The organism is Rhodoferax sp. GW821-FHT02C08, assembly GCF_059421805.1.
This window is the reverse complement of the sequence record NZ_JBWKVR010000004.1, coordinates 69,622-92,956: the sequence shown is the minus strand read 5'-3', so window position 1 is coordinate 92,956 and position 23,335 is coordinate 69,622. Positions and strand designations below refer to the sequence as shown.

The window sequence follows — 23,335 nt, the reverse complement described above, 5'->3', positions numbered from 1 at the left end:
GCTCAGTCTCGCAGCGCCGCCAGGGCCGAGGCCTGCATCCAGGCGCCCCAGACCGCCTCGACCGTGGGCGTGGTGTCAGACACCACGCTGATCTGGTGATCGCTCTGCAGCGGGCCGGTACGCCAGGCGGTGTCGAAGTTATATATCTGCACATGCGGCAGATCCAGCGCCACGGCGATATGACTCAGGCCACTGTCCACGCCCACCACGCCCATGCATTCGGACATGGCATCGGTCAGCGCGTCCACCTTCATGCGGGGCCAGACCACCGCCTGCGTCAGCCGGCTGGCAATGCTTTCGCTGCGCCACAACTCCTCATCATTGCCGTGCGTGAAAGCCACGGTATAGCCCAAGGCATTCATGCGATGTCCCAGGTCCAACCAATGCTCCACCGGCCATTGCTTGTCGGCGCGGGACGTGCCGTGCACAAATGCCACCACGGGCGCGGGAGACGTGGCACCGGAATCGAAGAAGTTGTTGGAAATGTTCTTGATCGCGTTCACGTCCATACTGGAATGCGACACCAGGCCGAAATTGACCTTCTCCGGCAATGCGTACACCAAGGCCCGGGCGCACATCACGCGGGAGCGGTTGATGGCGTGGATGCGCGGCTCCACAGGAATGGCCACATCGGCCACCCAGCGGGTAGGCGCCTCAAAACTGGATCCCTCGGTCTGGTTGGCCAGGGCATAACGCAGGCCGTCCGGGCTCAGGCGCGCCATTTTGGCCACCAGCGCGGATTTGCTCAGGCCCTGCAGGTCCAGCACCGCGTCATAGGTCTCCTGCTGCAAGTCGGCCGAAAAGGCACGCCAAGCATTGCGCGTGTCCACGGTAAACACGGTCTTGCGCCAGCGGCGCAAGTCGCACTCGATCACCCGGCGCACGCCCTCACAGCGGCGCACCAGCGGTGCAAAACCCGGTTCGACCACCCAGTCCACCTGGGTACCGGGCAACTCAGAGAGTATGTCCTGCACCGCCGGCATGGCGTGCACCACGTCACCAAGAGAAGACAATTTGACGATCAGAACATTCATGCCAGATACCTGCAGACGCCAGCAGCCACCTTAGTGGGCGGAGGCTGCAAAACTGGCATCGGGCTTGACGCGGCGCAGCAGCGCCAACACATCGGCCTGGATGCGATCCAGCGCCGCCTGGGTGTGGCCTTCAAAACGCAGCACCAGCACAGGAGTGGTGTTGGATGCGCGGATCAGGCCAAAGCCGTCCGGCCAATCCACGCGCAAACCATCGATGGTGCTGACCACTGCAGGCGCGGCGAAATCCACCAAACGCAAGGCTTCCGCCACCACGCGGGGCGGCTCGCCCTCATGGCAGGGCACATTGAGCTCAGGCGTCGAAAAGCTGGTCGGCAAGGCATGCAACACCGCATTGGCGTCGGGCGACTGGCTCAGGATTTCCAGCAGACGGCAGCCGGCATAGGTGCCGTCATCGAAGCCAAACCAGCGTTCCCTAAAGAAGATATGGCCGCTCATCTCGCCACCGAGCGGCGCCTGGCCACCCGCAGCTTCGATCTCTTTCATCTTGGCCTTAATCAAGGAATGGCCGGTCTTGAACATCAGCGGATGGCCACCGGCGGCGGCAATCGCCGGTGCCAGACGTTGTGAACACTTCACATCGAACAAGATGGTGCCACCGGGCACGCGCCGCAGCACGTCTTCGGCGAACAGCTGCATCTGGCGGTCAGGGTAAATATTGCTGCCGTCCTGTGTCACGATGCCCAGGCGGTCGCCATCGCCATCGAAAGCCAGGCCCAGCTCGGCGCCCGTGGTCTTCAACGCGGCAATCAGGTCTTCCAGGTTCTCGGGCTTGCTCGGGTCCGGGTGGTGGTTGGGGAAGTTGCCATCCACCTCGCTGAACAGCTCCACCACTTCACAGCCTATGGCCCGCAAAATGGCGGGGGCCGAAGCGCCGGCAATGCCGTTGCCCGAGTCAACCACGATCTTCATCGGCCGGGCCAATTGGATGTCGGAGACGATGCGCGCGGTGTAGGCAGGCAGCACATCTACCTGGCGTACCGAGCCACCGGCCTGGAATACCCAGGTTTCCGCTTCCATCATGCGGCGCAGCGCCTGGATTTCCTCACCATGGATGGCACGCCCACCCATGATCATCTTGAAACCGTTGTAGTCCTTGGGGTTGTGGCTGCCGGTAACCTGGATACCGCTGCGGCACAGGGTGTAGGCCGCAAAATACAGCATAGGCGTAGTGGCGGCGCCCACATCAATCACTTCCACACCTACAGCCACCAGACCGCGGATCAAGGCGGCGACCAGGCTGGGGCCGCTTAAACGGCCATCGCGCCCGACAGCAATGACCTTCTCCCCCTCGGCCAGCGCAATCGTGCCGAACGCCCTACCGATTCCCTCTGCAACCGCTTCGTCTACCGTGGTCGGCACGATGCCGCGGATGTCATAGGCTTTGAAGATGGAATTAGCAATGTGCATGGTGTAGATGAGGTCGGGTAAATCAGACATCCGACCCAGAGGGCCAGACCACGAGCGCGAATTGTAGGTTTTTCGCAAGCCCGTTTTGACGGGCCTGCAATCCACCAGCTACGCAGCCTGTGCCGGCACACCCAAAGCTTGGTACAACGCAAGGTATTGCGTAGCCGCTGCAGCCCATGAAAAGTTCTGCGCCATGCCACAGCGTTGCAGCTGCTTCCACACATCCGGCAGCGCAAAGTCCTGCACGGCACGGTGCACCGCCAAGGCCAAAGCCTCGCGGGTCGCGGGGCCGAACATGAAGCCCGTTGCGGTGTCCGCCTGCAGGCTGGACGCATCCGCATCCACCACCGTGTCGATCAAACCGCCCACATGGCGGACCACGGGTACCGTGCCGTAGCGCAAGGCATACAGCTGGGTCAGGCCACAGGGCTCGAAACGGGATGGCACCAGCATAGCGTCCGCCCCGGCAATCATCTGGTGAGCAAAGGTTTCGTCATAACCTATGCGCACCGCCATGGCGCCGGGATGTACAGCCATGGCTTCCCTGAAGGCCTTTTCCAGCACGGCATCGCCCGTCCCCTGCACCGCCAACTGCGCACCGGCGGCCAGCATCTCGGGTATGGCGGCCAGCACCAAGTCCAAACCTTTTTGTTGCGTCAGACGGCTCACCAGGGTAAACAGTGGTGCCTTGGCATCCACCCGCAAACCCAGGGCTTTTTGCAGCGCCGCCTTGCATACGGCCTTGCCAGCCAGATCGGATGCGGAATAGCGAGCGGGAATATCCTTGTCGGTGGACGGGTTCCACACCGCGTCATCCACCCCGTTCAGGATGCCGGAGACATCTGCGCCACGTGAGCGCACCACCCCATCCAAACCGCAGCCGAACTCGGAGGTTGCGATCTCCTGGGCGTAGCTGGGGCTGACCGTGGTGATGCAGCGCGCGCTGGTCAAACCCGCCTTCATGAATGAAAACTTGCCGTGGTACTCCAGTCGCGTAGGGTCCATGTACCGGATGGGTAAACCCAGTAGATGAAAGTCCCTGGCATCAAACAGCCCTTGGTAGGCCAGGTTGTGCACGGTAAATACCGTCGCCACATGGGCCCCTGGGTTCGCCGCAACGTAGGCACACGCCATGGCAGCGTGCCAATCGTGGGCGTGCAGCACATCGGGCTCCCAGGCCGGATCCAGGCCACCAGAGGCCACCTGGGCCGCCGCCCAGCCCAGCAAGGCAAAGCGCTGCGCGTTGTCCGGCCACTCGGATCCGTCTGCCGCCAAATAAGGATTACCTTTTCGCTGGTAAAAATACGGGGCATCCACCACGTAGGCCGGCACACCGCTGACGGCCAGGGTGCCACGCAGCAAACGTACCCGCCCCGCGCCAAACACGGCACCGAGCTCACACACCAGTGTGGGTTTCTTCAGCCCTGCCAGAATGGCTGGAAAGCCCGGCAGCAAAAGACGCACATCAGCCCCCGCCGCAATCAAGGCCTGGGGTAAAGCCCCCATGACGTCCGCCAAGCCACCTGTTTTGACCAGAGGAAAAACCTCGGCGCCTACTTGCAATACTTTCATCCGGCCAACTTCTTCAACATGGAGGGTGTCACCAAAGTAATGCCATTTTCACTGCGGTGGAAACGCTCAGCATCCAGTGCGGCATCTTCACCGATCACCATGCCGTCGGGAATGACGCAGCCACGGTCTATGACAGCCCGCGTGATGCGTGCTCCGCGGCCCACCTGTACACCCGGCAACAGTACCGACCAATTCACACTGGAATGGGAATGCACCCGCACGCTGGAGAACAGCACGGAACGGAACACGCTGCCCGACACGATGCAACCACCCGACACCATGGATTCGATCGCCAGGCCGCGCCGGTCATCCTGGTTGTGCACGAACTTGGCGGGCGGCAGCTGCGCCTGGTAAGTCCAGATGGGCCAGTGCGTGTCGTACAGGTTCAGCTTCGGTTCCGTGGCTGTGAGATCGATATTGGCATCCCAGTAAGCATCAATGGTGCCCACGTCACGCCAGTAAGGCTCCTCATCATCCGCATTGGGTACACAGCTCAAAGAGAACGGGTGGGCCGATGCATTGCCGTTGCGCACCGCGCGCGGAATGATGTCCTTACCGAAGTCGTGGCTGGACTCCGGGTCCGCCATATCGCGTTCCAGCTCGGCATACAGATAGGCGGCATTGAAGATATAGATGCCCATGCTGGCCAGGGACATGTCCGTACTGCCGGGCATGGCCGGCGGGTCGGCCGGCTTCTCCAGGAATTCGGTGATCAGGCTGTTGTCGCCCACGGCCATCACACCAAAGGCAGATGCCTCGCTGCGCGGTACAGCAATGCAACCCACGGTGCATTCCCGCCCCTTGGCCACGTGGTCGGCCAACATCAGGGCGTAATTCATCTTGTAGATATGGTCACCGGCCAGCACCACGATGTAGTCCGCACCATAGCTTTCCAGAATGTCCTGGTTTTGATAGACCGCGTCGGCGGTACCGCGGTACCAGTTTTCGTTGTCGTTGCGCTGCTGGGCCGGCAGCAGGTCCACGAACTCGTTCATCTCATTCTTCAGAAAGGCCCAGCCACGCTGCAAATGGCGCAGCAGGCTGTGCGACTTGTACTGGGTGATCACGCCAATGCGGCGAATACCGGAGTTCAAACAGTTCGACAGTGCGAAATCAACAATACGGAACTTGCCGCCGAAGTAGACCGCCGGTTTAGCACGCCTATCGGTCAGGTTCATCAGGCGGCTGCCGCGTCCGCCGGCCAGTACCAATGCGATGGCCCGCTTGGGCAAATCCAGCCCGAGTGCCAAATCATTTTTTTGCATCAAATGTCTCCAGAAGAAATTAATTGTTGATTGGCTTTCAGATTACCGCCAACATCTTAAACCTCGAAACCAAAAAAATCCTACGGCCCAACCCTGCATGCGAAAATTCAACAAATAAGCCTATTTCAGCAATCCAAAGCGCTTAGACTCTGCAAAAAAGCCTCCAAATGGAGTGCAACAGCCTTGACCACATTCGATAAAGGATGCCCCTGTGCCCCAGTGTATTACCCCCTCCGCTGACGATATCCATACCGCCATTGAACAGCATTTGCTGCACACCGTAGGCGTATCTCCGGCCGATGCAACCGCACACGACCTGATGCTCGCAAGCTCGCATGTTGCACGGCAACAACTTTCAGCACGCTGGGTGCAAACCCAAAACCAGGAAAAGTCTCAGAAGGCCCGCCGCGTGGTCTATCTGTCCATGGAATTCCTGATGGGCCGTACCCTGTCCAACGCCCTGGGCGCCCTGGAGCTGCGTGGCAGTGCCGCAGAAGGCCTGACCCGATTCGCCCAAAACCTGGAAACCGTGGCCGACCGTGAACCCGATGCCGCGCTGGGCAACGGCGGCCTAGGCCGCCTGGCAGCCTGCTTTCTGGATTCCATGGCCACCGTGGGTCTGCCGTCCTTCGGCTACGGCATCCGCTACGAATACGGCATGTTTGCGCAGGACATCCAAAACGGCGCGCAAATGGAATACCCCGATCCGTGGCTGGAAAACGGCACGCCCTGGGAATTCCCGCGTGCAGACATCAGCTACCCGGTGCGCTTTGGCGGCTGGGTAGAGCATGTGAACGGCGCCTCCGTCTGGCGCCATGCGGGTGAAGTGGCTGCCAAAGCCTATGACATGGTGGTGCCCGGCCACGGTACGCCCAAAGTCAGCACTCTGCGCCTGTGGAAAGCCGTGGCACCGGCACATATCGACCTGAACGCATTCAACACCGGCGACTACGCGCGCGCCGCCAGCCTGAAAAACGAATACGAAAACATCTCCTGGGTGCTCTACCCCAACGACAGCACGCCCGCCGGGCGCGAGCTGCGGCTGAAGCAGGAGTACTTCTTTGTAGCCGCGTCGGTGCAGGATCTGGTGGCACGGCATCTGGCTGAACACCCGTCGCTGGACAACCTGGCCGAACACGTGGCCATCCACCTGAACGACACCCATCCGGCCATAGGCGTTGCCGAGCTGATGCGCGTGCTGTGCGACGAGCAAGGCATGCCCTGGGACAAGGCATGGAGCATCTGCTGCAAGACCTTCTCGTACACCAATCACACCTTGATGCCGGAAGCACTGGAAACGTGGCCGGTGAGCCTGATGCAGCATGTGCTGCCACGCCACCTGGAAATCATCTTCCGCATCAACAAGGAATTTCTGGACATCGCCGCCGCCCACCGCCCGGGCGACAACGGCTTCCTGGCCCGCCTGTCGCTGATCGACGAGCAAGGTGAGCGCCGGGTACGTATGGCGCACCTGTCCATCGTCGGCAGCCACAAGGTCAACGGCGTGTCTGCATTGCACTCCGAGTTGCTGGTGCAAACCATCTTCGCCGACTTCGCCAGCATCTGGCCCGACCGCTTCACCAATATGACCAACGGCGTGACTCCGCGCCGCTGGCTGGCCCAGGCCAACCCAGGCCTATCCTCCTTGCTGGACAACACCATTGGTAAGGGCTGGCGCCAGGATCTGGACCAGTTGCAGAAGCTGAAGGCCAAGAAGGACGATGCGGACTTTCAAAAATCCTTTATGGCCGTCAAACGCGCCAACAAGGTCCACCTGGCCGCCGCCATACAGCACAGCACTGGTATCACCGTTAGCCCGGATAGCTTGTTCGACGTGCAGGTCAAGCGCATCCACGAATACAAGCGCCAGTTGCTCAACGTGCTCCACGTGGTGACACGCTACCAGGCCATTCTGGCCAACCCGAACGCCGACTGGGTGCCGCGCACCGTGATCTTCGCGGGCAAGGCCGCCTCGTCCTATGTGGCAGCCAAGTCCATCATCCGGCTGATCCACGATGTGGGTACGGTCATCAACAACGACCCGCGGATTGGCGACAAGCTCAAGCTGGTATTCATGCCCAACTACGGCGTCTCGGTGGCCGAAGTCATCATGCCCGGCGCCGACCTGTCCGAACAAATTTCCACCGCCGGCACCGAAGCCTCCGGCACCGGCAATATGAAGCTGGCCCTGAACGGCGCGCTGACCATTGGCACCGACGACGGCGCCAACATCGAAATACGCCAGAACGTGGGGGATGACAACATCTTCATCTTTGGCCTGAAGACCCCCGAGGTGCAAGCCCTGAAGCAAAGCGGCTACCAGCCCATGCGCTACTACGAAAGCACGCCCCAGCTGAAGGCCGTACTGGACGCAATAGCCGGCGGCCAGTTCTCGCCGGACGAACCCGGCCGCTACCGCGCGCTGGTGGACTCACTGCTGTGGGGTGGTGACCACTACCTGCTGCTGGCCGACTACGCATCCTATGTAGCGACGCAATCTGAGGTGGATGCGCTGTACCGCCAGCCGGCGGCTTGGTGCGCCAAGGCCATCAGCAATGTGGCGGGCATGGGGGTGTTTTCATCCGACCGCACGATCCGTGAGTACGCGAAACAAATCTGGCACATCACACCGGATGCATCGGGCTCGCTATAAGACATATGCGGTGACAGACAACACCGCATAGCGCTGTCCATTTCTGATTAAACCCACTTCAAGATCGGTTTTTATGTTGCACGCCCACGATATTGAAATGATTTGCGGCGCACGCCACGGCGATCCATTTGCAGTGCTGGGCCCCCACCCTGCAGATGCGGGCCAGACCTCGGTGCGTTGCTTTTTACCAGGTGCCCGGAGCGTGGCCGTGGAATCGACCAAGGGTACGCCGCTAGGGCAGCTGATACAGCAAGACAGCGCAGGCTTCTTTGAAGGCACGGTAATACTCCCACCGGGCGCCGCATACCGATTGCAGGTGCAATGGGCCGATGGCCACAGCAGCACCGTAGACGACCCCTACCGCTTCCCCGTGGTACTGGCGGAAATGGACGTCTGGCTGCTGGGCGAAGGTACACACCTGCGGCCTTATGAAGTACTGGGCGCACAACCCTGCAGCATGGAGGGCGTGGCCGGTACCCGCTTCGCGGTGTGGGCGCCCAATGCCAGCCGCGTCAGCGTGGTGGGCGACTTCAATTTCTGGGACGGCCGCTACCACCCCATGCGGTTGCGCCGCGAATGCGGCGTGTGGGAGCTGTTCCTGCCCGGTGTACATGCCGGCAACAAATACAAATACGAAATTCGCACGCAGGACGGCCGCATACTGCCCGGCAAGGCCGACCCCTATGCTCTACAGGCCGAATTGCGCCCCGCCACCGCCAGCATCGTGGCACCGTTGCCGCCCTTCGTGCCCGCATCCGCTGCCCGCAAACACGCCAACGCACTGGATGCGCCCATCAGCATTTACGAAGTGCACCTGGGCTCCTGGCAACGCAAGACCGAGGAAGGCAACCGCTGGCTGAACTGGGACGAACTCAGCGACAGCCTGGTGCCCTACGCACGCGATATGGGCTTCAGCCACATCGAGCTGCTACCCATCAGCGAGCACCCGTTCGACGGCTCCTGGGGCTACCAGCCCGTAGGCATGTACGCGCCCACTGCCCGCTTCGGCGACCCGGCGGGTTTCGCCCGCTTCGTGGCCCGCTGCCATGCCGAGGGCCTGGGCCTGGTACTGGACTGGGTACCCGCCCACTTCCCCACCGATGCGCACGGCCTGGGCAATTTCGACGGCACGCACCTGTACGAATACGCCGACCCGCGCGAAGGCTTCCACAACGACTGGAACACCCTGATCTACAACCTGGGCCGCACCGAAGTCAGCAACTTCCTGGTCGGCAACAGCCTGTACTGGCTGGAGCGCTTCGGCGTCGACGGCCTGCGCGTGGATGCCGTGGCCTCCATGCTGTACCGCGACTACAGCCGCAAGGCTGGCGAGTGGATTCCGAATGTGCACGGCGGGCGCGAGAACCTGGAAACCATCGCCTTCCTCAAGCGCATGAATGAGGTGGTAGGCACCGAACGCCCGCAGGCCATTACCCTGGCCGAAGAGTCCACAGCCTTCCCTTCTGTATCCCGCCCCACATATGCTGGCGGCCTAGGCTTTCACTACAAGTGGAATATGGGCTGGATGCACGACACGCTGGCCTATATGCAGCGCGACCCGATCTACCGCAAGCACCACCAGGGAGAAATCAGCTTCAGCCTGGTCTATGCTTTTACCGAGAACTTCGTGCTGCCCATTTCGCACGACGAAGTGGTGCACGGCAAGGGTTCGCTGCTGAACAAGATGCCGGGCGACCGCTGGCAGCAGTTCGCCAATTTACGTGCCTTCCTGGGCTACATGTTTGCCCACCCGGGCAAGAAGCTGCTGTTCATGGGCTGCGAATTTGGCCAAGACCGCGAATGGAACCACGACCAAAGCCTGGACTGGCATCTGTTGGAGCACGCGCCCCACGCTGGCATACAGCGCCTGGTGCGCGACCTGAACCACTTCTACACTGCCACCCCGGCGCTGTACCAGTTGGACTTCGTGCCCGAGGGCTTCCAGTGGATTGAGCACAACGATACCGAGCACTCGGTGCTGGCCTTCATACGCCGGGGCATGAACGCCACCTCGTTCATCGTTGTGGTGTGCAACTTCACCCCGAATGTGTGGAACGGCTACCGCCTGGGCGTACCGAGCGCCGGCACTTACCATGAAAAACTGAACACCGATTCGGCCCACTACGGCGGCAGCAATGTAGGCACGCCACTGGGCACTGCCACAGCGGAAGATGTGGCCTGGCAAGGGTTCGCGCATTCTGTTGTGCTGAACTTGCCGCCTTTGGCTACAGTACTGCTGGAATGGACAGCCTGAAATCTCCCCCCGCCCCCCCGCCCCATGCGGCCAGGCTTAGCCTGACCCAAGGCCAACCCTGGCCCTTGGGTGCCAGCTTTGATGGCCTTGGCGTCAATTTCGCGGTGTTTTCCGCCCATGCCCAGGCCATGGACCTGTGCTTGTTCGATGCCACAGGCACGCAGGAACTGGCCCGCTTGAGGCTGCCTGCCCATACCAGCGATGTCTGGCACGGCTACCTGCCAGGCGCCCAGCCCGGCCAGGTGTATGGCCTACGCGCCCACGGCCCCTGGCGGCCCGACCGGGGCCACCGCTTCGACGCATCCAAGCTGCTGCTGGACCCCTATGCGCGCGACATCGTTGGCCACTTCGAATGGCGCGACGAGCATTTCGCTGGCGACCGCCTGCACCCGCGCCACATGGACACACGCGATAACGCAGCATTTGCACTCAAAGCCCGCGTCACGCACGACCAGTTCGACTGGAGCGGCGACCACCCGCCACGCATAGCCCTGGCCGATTCGGTGATTTACGAGTGCCATGTCAAAGGCTTCTCGCGCCTGAACGACCAGGTGCCGCCAGCCCTGCGTGGCAGCTACGCCGGCCTGGCACACCCCGCCTCCATCGCCCACCTGAAGCGCCTGGGCGTGACGGCGGTCAGCCTGCTGCCGGTGCACTACGCAGTCAGCGAAGAGCGGCTCAGCGACATGGGCCTGAGCAACTACTGGGGCTACAACACCCTGGGTTTCTTCAGCGTGGACCCACGCATGGCCAGCGGCGTGGATAGCCTGTCGCCACGCGACGAGTTCCGCCGCATGGTCAAGACCCTGCACGCCGCCGGGCTGGAGGTGCTGCTGGATGTGGTCTACAACCACACGGCCGAATCGGGCGAAGACGGCCCCAACATCAGTTTTCGCGGGCTGGACAACCGCAGCTACTACCGCCTGCCGCCAGAAGCCCTGGCCTACTACGACAACTACTCCGGCTGCGGCAACACGCTGGACATACGCCAGCCACGCGTGCTGCAAATGGTGATGGACAGCCTGCGCTACTGGGTGGCGGACATGCATGTCGATGGCTTCCGCTTCGATTTAGCCCCCGTGCTGGGCCGTACCGATACCGGTTTCGAGCGCGGCAGCGCCTTCTTCACCGCCGTGGCCCAAGATCCGGTGCTGTCGCGCGTGAAAATGATCGCCGAGCCCTGGGACGTAGGCCCGGGCGGCTACCAGACCAGCAACTTCCCGCGTGGCTGGCTGGAATGGAACGACCGCTTCCGCGACTGCATGCGCGGCTTCTGGGTGCAAACCGCCGCCGCCCCGGAGGCCGCTCTGCCCGACAACACCCGAGCCGACCTGGCCTTGCGCTTGTGCGGCTCCTCCGATATGTTCCAGCCGCGCCAGCGTGCACCGGCCGAATCAGTGAACTACGTGGTGTCGCACGACGGCTTTACCCTGCGCGACCTGCTGAGCTACAACCACCGCCACAACGAAGCCAACGGCGAGAGCAACCGCGACGGCCATGGCCACAACCTGAACTTCAACTGCGGTGCCGAAGGCCCGAGCGACGACCCCGTGGTCAACACCTTGCGCGGGCGGCTGCAACGCGCCCTGCTTGCTACTACTTTACTAGCACAAGGCACACCACTGATCTGTGCTGGCGATGAATTGGGCCATACCCAGGGCGGCAACAACAACCCCTATTGCCAAGACAACCCGACCACCTGGATCAACTGGTCCGAGGCCGACGACGACCTGATCGCCTTCACGGCCCGCGTCATCGCGCTGCGCCGCCAGGCCCTGCCCTTCGCCAACCAGTGGTACAGCGGTGTGGCCGACGCGCTGGGCCTGCACGACCTGGCCTGGCTACGCGGCAGCGGCCGGCCGCTGGAAGGTGATGGTTGGCGCGACCCCCACTACCGCTCGCTGGGCTGCCTCATAGGCCGGCCCGGCCGGGCCAAAGCACCTTTGCTGCTGCTGGTGAATGCTGGCCATACCGACGACCCGTTCTGGCTGCCCGCCGGCGTCTGGCAAGTCGTCCTGGACAGCAGCCAACCACAGGGCCGATCCAAGTGGGTCGGCCAGGGCGAAGTGATGTTCCAGCTACCAGCGCACAGCCTGGTGCTGTTGGCCGCCGCAGGCTCCGGCATTACGCCGTAGACCATTACGCCGTAGACGCTACTCGCTACTGGCGCGCGCCTTCCAGCGCGCGGCCTGCCATACGCGACAAGATGCCCAGGGGGCTTTGCGAGGGATCGTACTGGTGCTGGGGCGGGATGAAAAAGGTCTGCTCCATCATGAACTGGCCCTGGTCCACCGCGTGCAGGGTCTGGTCGGAAAAGCACACCCAGGTGCTGCCCGGGGCGAAGGCCACCACGGTCTTGGGCGCCTCCTTCTGGTAGACCATGTCGCGCTTCATCTTGTCGTGCAGCTGCAGCATCATGTGGTCGTATTCGCTGCGCAAGGACTTTGTGATACGCATGCTGCGCAGCAAACGCGCCTTCCAGGGGCTGTACGGCGGCAGCTGGGGCCAGAACTTCTGCACCATGTCTTCGAACGGTTCGCCCACGCGCCACACGCGCGGCTGCTCGGGGTTGACGTTGCTGAACACCCGCAGGATGCGCTCGCCCCGGTTCGGCCGGGACGGGAAAGCATCCACATGCAGGCGTTTATCGTCAGCGCGCCAGGACTGCTTGCGCGAGGCCACCTCGGTCGGCCGAAAGCTGGTGGGCTCCATGCGAAGATAAGCGCTGTAGCGCGGGAACAAGTCCTGCACCAGCTGCACCGCCTGGTGGCGGTAGCGGCGCATCATCGCATCCAGCAGGGCCAGCTCATCGGGCGAACCCAGTGCGCCCTTCACCTGGCCCTGTGGCGGCTGGCTGATATTGCGCGCCTTGGGGTCGCGCATATCGGGGCGCAGCAAGCTCTGCTCGGCCGGCGACATGGTGAACGCCATGGACGGAAAATACAGAACCCCGCCGCTTTCCAGCGCCCGGGTCAGTTTTGCTTCGGTGGGACGGCCAGACCAGTGGGCGCCAGGGACTTCGACGATGGGTTGGTGCATAACTTCATTTTCCCTGAGAATTGCCCCGCGCCAAGCCAGGCTGCGCATAAATTGTGGACGGAAATGGGCCGTGCACAGCGCGCAAATCACGGGTCCGAAAACGGCTAATCAGGGCCGGCGCCTGGCGTACCATGGCCTCTATGACACCTGACAGCACCAGCCGCTTTGACGATACCTGCTACCGCGCCATGCAGGCGCGGGACGCCCGCTTTGACGGCTGCTTTTTCACCGGCGTAACCTCCACCGGCATCTACTGCCGGCCAGTGTGCAGCGTGAAAACACCCAAGCGCGAAAACTGCCGCTTCTTTGGCCACGCAGCCCAGGCCGAGCACGCGGGTTTCCGTCCCTGCCTGCGCTGCCGGCCCGAGCTGGCGCCGCACTCGCTGGTGTGGTCGTTCCAGGACGCCACCACCATCCTTGCCCAGCAGGCCGCCCGCCTGCTGGACGACCCGCAAAGCTGGAGCGACAACAGCAATATCTCGGTGGCCCAACTGGCGGCGCGCCTGGGCGTCAGCGACCGGCATTTGCGCCGTATCTTCGAGGCCCAGCTGGGCGTGTCGCCCCTGCAATACCTGCAGACCCGGCGCCTGCTGGTAGCCAAGCAGTTGCTGGCCGACACCCAGTTGCCCATGGCCCAGATTGCCCTGGCCAGCGGCTTTGCCAGCGTGCGCCGTTTCAACGCCGTGTTCATGGAACGCTACCAGCTCAACCCCAGCCAGCTGCGGCGCCAGGGCACCCAGCCTGCAGCCCAGGGCGGCACGGCCATCAAGCTCGGCTACCGCCCGCCGTATGACGTGGCCGCCATGTTGGGATTTTTGCGCAAGCGCCAGATAGACGCTATTGAATCCATAGCTACCAGCGCAGATGAATCGTGCGCCACACGCACTTTTAGCTTGGATTCTGGCGGCAAGATCCACAGCGGCTGGCTGCGCGCCGAGTTCGTTCCCGGCCAGACCCATGTGCTGCTGCACGTCAGCGAATCGCTGCTGGGCGTGCTGCCGCAGGTGATACGCCGGGTGCGCGCCTGGCTGGACCTGGACGCCGACCCCAAGGCCATCAACCCAGTGCTGCACAGCGACTTCCCCAGCGGCGACGGCCTGCGCGTACCCGGCACACTGGACGGCTTCGAGCTGGCCGTGCGCGCCGTGCTGGGCCAGCAGATCACCGTGGCCGCGGCCCGCACCCTGGCCCAGCGCCTGGTGGAACAGTTTGGCGAACCGTTGGAGCCCCCCGTGCCGGGGCTGAACCGGCTCTTCCCCTCCGCCCAGGTACTCGCCCGGCTGAACGGCGATGCGCTGGGCGCCCTGGGCGTCGTGCGCCAGCGGCAAAACGCCATTCTGGCCCTGGCCCGCGCCGTGGCCGACGGGCAGCTGCGGCTGTGCGGCAGCGGCCCCATACACGCCACCATGGCCCAGCTGCGCGAACTGCCCGGCATCGGCGACTGGACCGCCCAGTACATCGCCATGCGCGCGCTGCGCTGGCCCGATGCATTCCCGGCCGGCGACGTGGCCCTGCACAAAGCCCTGGGCGTGCAGCAGGAGCCGAATGTGCGCCTGGCCAGCCGCGCCGCCGAAGCCGCCTCGCAGGCCTGGAAGCCCTGGCGCAGCTACGCCGTGCTGCGCGCCTGGGCCGAGCTGCCCGCACCGGCCGCTAACCCCCAACCCGTTGCTACCAAAAAGGTAGCTGCCGCCGCTTGATTTACCTGCGCCAAAGGCTTGTTTGATATGAAATTCCCATCCCACACGGTGCAAAGCCGTTTCGACTCACCGCTAGGACCTATGCTGGCCGCCGCCAGCGAGCAAGGCCTGTGCGGCCTGTGGTTTGCAGAAGGCCAGCGCCATCTGCCGGATATGTCGGGCTGGCCGGTGGCGCAACAGCACCCGGTGCTGCTGCACACCCAGGCCTTTATGCAGGCTTATTTTGAGGGCGACACCAGCAGCTTCAACCTGCCGCTGGACCTGCGCAGCGGCACAGAATTCCAACAGGCTGTGTGGCAGGCCCTGCTGCGCATCCCCAGTGGCGCCAGCACCACCTATGGCGCCTTGAGCTTCGGTCTGGGCCGACCCAGCGCGGTACGAGCCGTGGCTGGCGCCGTGGGGCGCAACCCCATCAGCATCATCGTGCCCTGCCACCGGGTGCTGGGCTCGGACGGCTCGCTTACCGGCTATGCCGGCGGGCTGGAGCGCAAGACCGCGCTGCTGCAGCTGGAAGCCAAGCGCCAGGCGGTGCTACTGTGAGTGCGGTGCCTCAATCTCTTGCCAAGCCCTGGCTGCTGGACTTCGTGGCACTGGCCTCCATCTGGGGGGCCTCGTTTCTGTTCATGCGCATCGCCACGGTGGAAATCGGCGCCGTACCGACCGCCGCAGTGCGTGTGGCCATTGCCTCGCTGGCCCTGCTGCCGCTGTTGTGGCTGCGCGGGCTGATGCCCTCCCTGCGCCAGCACTGGAAGCCGGTGCTGCTGATTGGCATGCTGAATTCAGGCATTCCGTTCGCGCTGTTTTCGTTTGCGCTGCTGTCCATCACCACCGGGCTGTCGGCCATTCTGAACGCCACCGTACCGCTGTTCGGCGCCCTCATCGCCTGGGCCTGGCTAAAGGACCGGCCAAACAGCTCGCGCTGCCTGGGCCTGGTGATTGGTTTTGTAGGCGTAGCCCTGCTGGCTTGGGACAAAGCCAGCTTCAAGCCCGACGCCCATGGCATCGCCCCCGGCTGGGCCGTGCTGGCCTGCCTGCTGGCCTCCATTTGCTACGGCATCAGCGGCAGCTACACCAAACGCTTTCTCACCGGCGTACCGCCCCTGGTCACCGCCACCGGCAGCCAGGTCGGCGCCACGCTGGGCCTGGCCCTGCCCGCGCTGTGGCTCTGGCCTACCCAATGGCCCAGCACCCACGCCATGCTGGCCCTGCTGGTGCTGGGCGTGGTGTGCACAGGCCTGGCCTACATCCTGTTCTTCCGCTTGATCAGCAACATCGGCCCCGGCAAGGCGCTGACAGTAACCTTCGTAGTGCCGGTGTTCGCGGTGTTCTACGGTGCGGTGCTGCTGGGCGAGACGCTGACGCCATGGATGCTGGGCTGCGGCCTGGTGGTGGTCTGCGGCACGGCCTTGTCCACCGGGCTGATCCGCCTGCCTGAGCGCAGGAGATAGCACCGGGAGCGGTGGAACTTTCGCCCTCCCACATTTCGCAGAGACCCTTTGCAGCGGTTTTCAAAGCCTATTGAAAGGCAAATTCAAAGTGCTATAAAAAAAGTAGCTTCTAGCGTAGGTAATACCTGCTACAGCGACCTAAAAGGCACCAAAAACTGCTCCACATACCCGAGTACGCTCCGCCCGGGACCTCAGTGGTCACATCCTGTTGCGCTACGGCTACGACAACGCCGGCAACCGCACTCGGGAGTCCTACAGCGGCTTGGCTGCAGACAACACCAGCCCGGTGTGCTCGTACCAGAACGTCACCATCCGGTACGACGAACTCAATCGCATGGCCCACGCCAAGGACCGCTCGGTAGACGTGCAGTACAAATACGACGCCGTGGGCAACCGCCGTGCCGTGCACGCCACCTACTTTGACCCGCTGGCCGCTTCACCCTCACCAAGGGCAGCCTGACCGCCTCTGGCGGCAAGATCGCGCAACGCAGCCAGGGCATCAACGCGGTGAATGCCGACGGCAGTGTGGAGACCTGCAGCTACAGCACCGACGGCTACATGGAGGACACCCAAGTCAACGGCACCCTGCGCGACCGCCGCCGTGTCGATGAACCATAAATGGACTTTATGAATTTGGATTTAATCTGATTAATTTTTTTGAAAATGCACCAGCATGCACCCGGGAAGTAGCAATAGAGACTAGGCGTACTTTTTATCCGATTGAAATTATTTTTCATGTATATCGGCTATGGAAAAACCCTTGGGAGAAAGACCAAGGGTGTGGATTTTCATGGTTTCTTCAAATGCCCTTTCAATATCTTGAGTAAATCTGCTTGTGTCGAAGAGTGGGAATGTATTTTTGTTTAAAGTGAGACGATTTCTTAGCTCTCTTAGCTTTTCTGGTGAATTTGCAAGCTCAATCGCCATTGATTCATATTGTTTTGTTGAAGTGCAGATCAGCTCGGGTAAACCTATCGCATGAAGTAAACTGCTTGCGACTCGGCCAGCGAAAGCGACTCCTTGATACGTGAGCACAGGTACACCCGCCCAGAGCGCATCACTGGCAGACGTGTGGGCGTTATAAGGAAAATTATCCAAGTACAAATCTGACAATTGAAGTCTACGAAGATGCTCTGCCGGTATTAGTCGAGAGGCAAATATAATCCGCTCGCTTGCCACTCCGCGCTTGATTGCTTCGTTTTGAATATTTTTTTGCTGAATGGGTGATGTTCCCAACAACCATAGCACGCTCGAAGGTATTTCCCTTAGCAATCTCATCCAGATATCAAACGTGGCAGGTGTTGTTTTGTAGCTGTTATTAAATGAGCTAAATACAAACGCATTTCCTGGCAAGCCAAAGTCAAACCGAGAATAAGTAATTGATGCAATTTCTCGTTTGGAATCATTTACTTGGTACGAGTTGGGGAGATAGATAATTTTTTCGGTATAGTGATGCTGCAACTCTTCCTGGATAACATGACGGTCTGCAATAACGTAGTCTAAATAAGAAGTTGCAGTGGTGCCCGGGTATCCGAGGTAACTAATTTGAATCGGTGCCGGACGATATGAGAAAATGCCTAGGCGTGTATTTGTGGTATGCCCCTTTAAGTCTACGGCGATGTCGATTTCCAATGAGCGCATGAGCACAGCAACTTCTCGATCAGACCTCCCTGAAACATCAATAAATTGTGAAAAACTATTCTCGATTCGCTTACGCATTGCTGAACCATCGTCAGGACCATATGAGATCGCGATAAGATCAAATCGTGATTTGTCATGATGCTCAAAAAGTCCGGCCATCAATAATGATGTTGCATGCTCATGAAAATCAGCTGAGACGTATGCCAGTCTTATTTTTTTGTGATTGTAGGAAGTGCTGCCTGCGAGATTTTCCGTTGCTGGTCTATAAAAATCTTCCACCAGAATTTCAGCTGCCGCGCGATGAGCTTGCGGATCGTCTAGAAGACCAAGAAGAATAAAAGGAGAAATACATTTCTTTCTTGCCTGTAGAGCAAGATTTATTTTTTCAATATTTTCTTCAAATTTTCCCCAATCATTGCAAATCATATTGCTATGTATAAGTTTTCCCAGCCCGTATGCGTAATCGGGATCAATTTTTAATAATTTATCAAAATACTCCACAGCCATGTGGTGCTGCTTCGCTGCGGCATACATAGTCGCCAGCCCCGATAGGGCTGGGGTATAGCCAGGATTTATTTCAAGAGCCGCGTTATAATCACTCAATGCTGCCGGAAAATTCTTGAGCTCGTAAAGTATTTCGGCTCGTACAAAAAATGCATTGAAATTTCTAGAGTCTATAGCGAGTGCTCGCGTAACACGCTCCAGTGCAATTTCGGGTTTTGAAATTTGGCTCAATGCCACGGCGCTATTAACCAATGCGGCTACAAAAGACGGATTGAGTTGCAAGGCTCTTTCGTAATCGTTATTTTCCTCGTTATACTTCCGAAGATCTCCGAATATTAACGCTCGGTTATAATAAACTTCGCAAGAGTCGGGCCTCAAAACTTGAGCTTTATTCATACAATCCAAGGCATCCAAAGGGCTCTTCATTTGTCGAAATGAATTTGCACAGCCGTGCAACGCCTCAAAAAAATCGGGGTACTTCGACAACGCCTGCTCGAACGAATGGATTGCATCTTCATGTCGCTCTAATTTTTGCAGGGCCAGTCCCTTGTAGTATAAAATCTCGATTGATTTTGGATTTAATTTTAATGCAATTTCAAAATTCCGAATCGCCCCATCAAAATTCCCAATAACTCCAGCAATATTCCCAAGTAAGCTTTTAATTTCAAAAAGTTCATGCGCATTAGGGCTAATGTTGATTAGTATGTTTTCGGCTTCGCTAAATCGATTGGCGCGAAACAGTTGAGTTGCAAGTGCAATTTGCTCTTTATTATTTTTGGATTTCATTTGAAAATCTGCAGAAAAAAATGGTTGCTCGCAATTATTAGAGCACTGTACACTTTCAGGAATGCTTACTTCTGATAGGTTGAAAAGAAAAATTACAAAGCATTTTTTACATTTCTGATTTTGAGGTTGAAATAAGCAACCAGTCGCTTATCTACCCCCTAAAGGCGCAGCCAGTTACCCCAGCACTCGTTGAGCAAAGCGCTATATGGTCTGAGCATCTTGCACCTCGCCGCTCATTATGGCCTGCGCATACCGGCCCGACAGATTGCTGCGGTCCAGTCGCAAAGCCCGGTCGATATGTTCTTGCGCGGCCTCGCGCTTTCCTTGTAGGGCCAAAACAACGGCCATGCCGCCTTGGCTTTCTGCAAAGTTGCGGTTCAGGTCCAGGGCGGTGGCAAAGCTGGCTTAGGCGCCCGCTAGATCCTGCCCCAGTAGTTGCGTCCAGGCCTGGCCGTGCCAGGTGCCGATATATCCGGGCATATGGGCCAATGCATGGCCAACATCCGCGAGGGCCGTAGCGAGATCCCCCTAAGAGGCCCGCGAAGGCGCGGGCGGACCAGGCGCGATCATCCTGAGCATGGAGGCGCAAAGCGGCATCCGCCCACCTTCGCGCTTGGGCCGAATGGCGGCCGAACGCCTAGGAACAACCCGCATTCGCAACCCATTCACCCCCCGTACAATCCGCATCCTCACGCATTCAAAGCGCTTTGGAGAAGCTTCTATGTCCGCCCCCTCGTCCAGCCCATTGCGCCAGTTTTGGCAGCAGCTCTACCCCGGCCAGCCCACCGCACAGTTGGACGCCTTCCTCGCCGAGCTGCAGCAAGCCGCCGCCCAGGCCAGCCCGCCGCCGCCTGCCACCTGGTTCAAGGAGGTGGTGGTGTATTCGCTGTACGTGGACCTGTTCAATAAGGACTTCAACGGCCTGCGCGACCGCCTGGCCTATCTGCAGGACCTGGGCGTGACCTGCCTGTGGCTGCTGCCGATACTCGACTCGCCCATGCGCGACGCAGGCTTTGACATCAGCGACTACACCCGCATCCGCAGCGAACTGGTGGGCGGCAGCGACACCGCGGCCCAGGCTACGTTTGCCGAATTTCTGGCCGAGGCGCACCGCCGCAATATCCGCGTGATCTTCGACGTGGCGATGAACCACTGCTCAGACCAGCACCACTGGTTCCAGGAAGCCCGCAAGGGGCCGGACAACCCCTACCGCGACTACTTCATCTGGAGCGACACAACAGAGCGCTACAAGGAAGCGCGCATCATCTTCAAAGGCATGATGCCGAGCAACTGGCACCCGTTGCCTAGTTCCGATGGTCAGCCCGGCACCTATTTCTTCCACCGCTTCTTCGACTCGCAGCCGGACCTGAACTACCGCAACCCCGAGGTGCTGCTGGCCATGTGCCGGGTGCTGTTGTTCTGGGTAGCACAGGGGGTGGACGGCTTCCGTGCCGACGCCATTCCCTACCTGTGGAAGGAAGAAGGCACGATTTGCGAAAACCTGCCGGGCACGCACACCATCATCAAGTTCTTCCGCGCCGTGCTGGACACCGTGCGCCCCGGCACCATCCTGCTGGCCGAGGCCTGCCAGCCGCCGGCCGAGGTGGTCACCTATTTCGGCGACAGCGACGAATGCCAGGCCGCCTACCATTTCCCGGTGATGCCGCGCATCTACCTGGCGCTGGCCCAGGGCTCGGCAAAACCGATTGTCGAAACCTTATCCTCCAACTTCACACCCGAGATTCCTGCCGACTGCGGCTGGTTCTCCTTCCTGCGCTGCCACGACGAGCTGACGCTGGAGATGGTGACGCCCGAGGAGCGCAAAGCCATCCATGCGGCCTACTGCCTGCAGCCGGAATGGGACTTCCGCCAGGGCGAAGGCATAGCGGCGCGGCTGGTGGACCTGTTCCGCCACGATCCGGCCGCCATCCTGCTGGCCTTCAGCATCAGCTTCACCCTGCTGGGCACGCCGGTGATCTTCTACGGCGATGAATTCGCCAAGCCGAATGACGACCAGTTCCAGCGAGAGCAGGAGGCCCTGACCGGCTACCAGGACGCACGCTACCGCGTGCGCGGCGCGGTGGACTGGCCTGCGGTGGACAAAGCCCTGGCCACGCCCGGCAGCCTGCCGGCGCACATCCATGGTGCTGTGCGCGCCATGCTGGCTGTGCGCCACAGCCAACCCGCACTGAGCGGTGGCAGCTTCCAGCCCGTGCCCGGTCTGGCCGACAGCGTGCTGGCCTATGTGCGCGCCAACGGCGACCGCCGGGTGCTGGTGCTGCAGAACCTGGGCAACACTGCGGTGGACATCGCACTGCCGGCTGAGCTGGCCAGCATCCCATGGCAAGCCGTGTATGGTGAACACAAGCTGGCACGCGGCGCGCTTACGCTACCCTCCAAAGGCTTTGGCTGGTTTGCCGCCTGAGCCATCCACAACTTCATCTGGACCCACGCACCATGGCATCCGATCTTCTGAACCAACGCACTTCGGGCGTACTGCTCCACCCCACGTCCCTGCCCGGCCCGCACGGCTGCGGTGACTTCGGGCCAAACGCCTACTATTTTGTGGACTGGCTGCAAGTGGCCGGCCAGACGCTGTGGCAGACGCTGCCGCTGGGCCCCATCGGCCCGGGCGACTCGCCCTACATGGGCAGCTCGGCCTTCGCGGGCAACCCCTTGTTTGTGGCATTCGAGCCGCTACTGGAGCACGGCTGGATCAGCGCGGCATCGCTAAAAGCCGACTTCAACGCCCAAAAGATCGACTACAACCAGGTTGTACCCTGGCGCCTGGCCCGCTTGCGCGAGGCCTTTGCGGGCTTCCAGCAAGCCGCCCTGCCGGAAGACCAGCAGGCCCTCCAGGCCTGGCTACAGGCCGAAGCCAGCTGGGTGGACGACTACACCCTGTTCATGGCATTGGACCAAGCCCACAGCCCCGCGCTGTGGCCCGACTGGCCAGCCCCGCTGGCCCGCCGTGAACCGGCCGCACTGGTGCAAGCCCGCACCCAGCATGCACAGGAAATTGCCTTTTGGGGCTTTGTGCAATGGCAGTTTGATGTGCAGTGGAAGCGGCTCAAGGGCTACGCCAACCAGAAGAGCATCCACCTGGTGGGCGACCTGCCCATCTTCATTGCCCACCACTCCAGCGACTGCTGGTCCCGCCCGGATCTGTATGAACTGGACCCGCAGGGCAACCCGAATGTGATCGCCGGCGTACCGCCCGACTTCTTCTCGGAAACCGGCCAGCGCTGGGGTAACCCGCTGTACAACTGGAAGGCCATGCAGGCCGACGGTTACCGCTGGTGGATAGAGCGCGTAAAGCGCCAGCTGAGCCTGGCCGACGTGGTGCGCATCGACCATTTCCGCGGCTTTGTGGGCTACTGGGAAATTCCGGCCAGCGAGCCCACCGCCGTAAAAGGCCGTTGGATGCCAGGGCCGGGCTATGAGCTATTCGCCGCCATCGAAGCCGCGCTGGGCAAGTTGCCCATCATCGCGGAAGACCTGGGCGTCATCACGCCCGAGGTGGTGGCGCTGCGCCAGCGCGCTGGTTTCCCCGGCATGCGCATACTACAGTTCGCGTTCTCGGACGATGCAGCCAACAACTTCCTGCCGCACAACTATGCGCGCGACACGGTCGTCTACAGCGGCACGCACGACAACGACACGGTCAAAGGCTGGTGGGCCGACTGCACCGAACGCGAACGCGCCTATGCCGGTGAGTACCTGCACACCGACGGACATGATGTGCACTGGGCTATGGTGCGCGCCTGCGCGCAATCAGTGGCCAACCACGCGCTGTGCCAGTTCCAGGACGTACTGGGCCTGGACGGCAGCCACCGCATGAACACCCCGGGCACCGTGGGCTGCTGGACCTGGCGTTTCCAGTGGGAATGGGTGGGCAGCGAGGCCGCAGAGCGCCTGGCACACATCACCGCCGCCAGCGGACGCACGCGCTTTGATAGACTGCCTCTGCCAGCCTATCCCGAAGGTAAAAACAAGCCGTAGATGGCCTCTAGC

At 61.0% G+C, this 23,335-nt stretch carries 16 protein-coding genes; 9 read left to right on the top strand and 7 right to left on the bottom strand.

Going from position 1 to position 23,335, the window contains the following annotated elements:
- Nucleotides 1-2: 2 nt before the first annotated feature.
- The 4 genes from waaC to glgC all read right to left on the bottom strand — a co-directional run bounded on the left by waaC (nt 3) and on the right by glgC (nt 5,299).
- Nucleotides 3-1,034, bottom strand: a complete 1,032-nt coding sequence (gene waaC / locus AC07VY_RS06155; protein ID WP_495096852.1) for a lipopolysaccharide heptosyltransferase I — start codon at nt 1,032-1,034, stop codon at nt 3-5.
- A 30-nt stretch (nt 1,035-1,064) separates the two neighbouring features.
- Nucleotides 1,065-2,462 carry a phosphomannomutase/phosphoglucomutase gene (locus AC07VY_RS06150; protein WP_495096853.1) on the bottom strand — a complete coding sequence of 466 codons (1,398 nt, stop codon included), beginning with the start codon at nt 2,460-2,462 and terminating at the stop codon, nt 1,065-1,067.
- A 108-nt stretch (nt 2,463-2,570) separates the two neighbouring features.
- Nucleotides 2,571-4,034 (bottom strand): glycogen synthase GlgA, encoded by a 1,464-nt coding sequence (gene glgA / locus AC07VY_RS06145; RefSeq protein WP_495096854.1) that lies wholly within the window; start codon nt 4,032-4,034, stop codon nt 2,571-2,573.
- Nucleotides 4,031-5,299 (bottom strand): glucose-1-phosphate adenylyltransferase, encoded by a 1,269-nt coding sequence (glgC, locus tag AC07VY_RS06140; protein ID WP_495096855.1) that lies wholly within the window; start codon nt 5,297-5,299, stop codon nt 4,031-4,033. The genes glgA and glgC overlap by 4 nt, the downstream gene beginning before the upstream one ends.
- 211 nt (nt 5,300-5,510) lie before the next feature.
- Between glgC and AC07VY_RS06135 the strand changes: the two genes are divergently transcribed.
- The 3 genes from AC07VY_RS06135 (at nt 5,511) to glgX (ending at nt 12,341) form a co-directional block, all read left to right on the top strand.
- Nucleotides 5,511-7,952, top strand: coding sequence for a glycogen/starch/alpha-glucan phosphorylase (locus tag AC07VY_RS06135; RefSeq protein WP_495096856.1), 2,442 nt, complete (start codon nt 5,511-5,513; stop codon nt 7,950-7,952).
- Between the two features lie 73 nt (nt 7,953-8,025).
- Complete coding sequence (glgB, locus tag AC07VY_RS06130) at nt 8,026-10,206, top strand: 1,4-alpha-glucan branching protein GlgB (protein ID WP_495096857.1); 2,181 nt, start codon at nt 8,026-8,028, stop codon at nt 10,204-10,206.
- A complete protein-coding gene (gene glgX, locus AC07VY_RS06125) occupies nt 10,194-12,341 on the top strand; it encodes a glycogen debranching protein GlgX (RefSeq protein ID WP_495096858.1) in 2,148 nt (715 codons plus the stop codon). Before glgB ends, glgX begins: the two co-directional genes overlap by 13 nt.
- Nucleotides 12,342-12,366: 25 nt before the next feature.
- Here the strand turns inward: glgX and kdoO are convergent, their stop codons facing one another.
- A complete protein-coding gene (kdoO, locus tag AC07VY_RS06120; RefSeq protein ID WP_495096859.1) occupies nt 12,367-13,245 on the bottom strand; it encodes a Kdo hydroxylase KdoO in 879 nt (292 codons plus the stop codon).
- A 140-nt stretch (nt 13,246-13,385) separates the two neighbouring features.
- On the opposite strand from kdoO, the gene AC07VY_RS06115 reads away from it, so the two are divergent.
- The 4 genes from AC07VY_RS06115 to AC07VY_RS06100 all read left to right on the top strand — a co-directional run bounded on the left by AC07VY_RS06115 (nt 13,386) and on the right by AC07VY_RS06100 (nt 16,850).
- Nucleotides 13,386-14,942 carry a DNA-3-methyladenine glycosylase 2 family protein gene (locus AC07VY_RS06115; protein ID WP_495096917.1) on the top strand — a complete coding sequence of 519 codons (1,557 nt, stop codon included), beginning with the start codon at nt 13,386-13,388 and terminating at the stop codon, nt 14,940-14,942.
- Between the two features lie 27 nt (nt 14,943-14,969).
- On the top strand, nt 14,970-15,482 hold the full coding sequence (locus tag AC07VY_RS06110; protein WP_495076260.1) for a methylated-DNA--[protein]-cysteine S-methyltransferase: 513 nt from the start codon (nt 14,970-14,972) through the stop codon (nt 15,480-15,482).
- A 5-nt stretch (nt 15,483-15,487) separates the two neighbouring features.
- Nucleotides 15,488-16,390, top strand: a complete 903-nt coding sequence (locus AC07VY_RS06105) for a DMT family transporter (RefSeq protein ID WP_495096860.1) — start codon at nt 15,488-15,490, stop codon at nt 16,388-16,390.
- Nucleotides 16,391-16,598: 208 nt separating this feature from the next.
- A complete protein-coding gene (locus AC07VY_RS06100) occupies nt 16,599-16,850 on the top strand; it encodes a hypothetical protein (protein ID WP_495096861.1) in 252 nt (83 codons plus the stop codon).
- 266 nt (nt 16,851-17,116) lie between these two features.
- On the opposite strand, the gene AC07VY_RS06095 is transcribed toward AC07VY_RS06100, so the two are convergent.
- Together AC07VY_RS06095 and AC07VY_RS06090 are read right to left on the bottom strand one after the other, a co-directional pair.
- The gene (locus tag AC07VY_RS06095; protein WP_495096862.1) at nt 17,117-19,321 is read right to left on the bottom strand and encodes an O-linked N-acetylglucosamine transferase family protein; all 2,205 of its coding nucleotides are present in this window, start codon (nt 19,319-19,321) and stop codon (nt 17,117-17,119) included.
- Nucleotides 19,322-19,522: 201 nt separating this feature from the next.
- Nucleotides 19,523-19,669 (bottom strand): hypothetical protein, encoded by a 147-nt coding sequence (locus AC07VY_RS06090; protein ID WP_495096863.1) that lies wholly within the window; start codon nt 19,667-19,669, stop codon nt 19,523-19,525.
- Nucleotides 19,670-20,042: 373 nt separating this feature from the next.
- On the opposite strand from AC07VY_RS06090, the gene AC07VY_RS06085 reads away from it, so the two are divergent.
- On the top strand, nt 20,043-21,746 hold the full coding sequence (locus AC07VY_RS06085) for an alpha-amylase family glycosyl hydrolase (protein WP_495096864.1): 1,704 nt from the start codon (nt 20,043-20,045) through the stop codon (nt 21,744-21,746).
- A gap of 32 nt (nt 21,747-21,778) precedes the next feature.
- Entirely contained in the window at nt 21,779-23,323 is a 1,545-nt protein-coding gene (malQ, locus tag AC07VY_RS06080; RefSeq protein ID WP_495096865.1) for a 4-alpha-glucanotransferase, read from the top strand.
- Nucleotides 23,324-23,335: the final 12 nt, after the last annotated feature.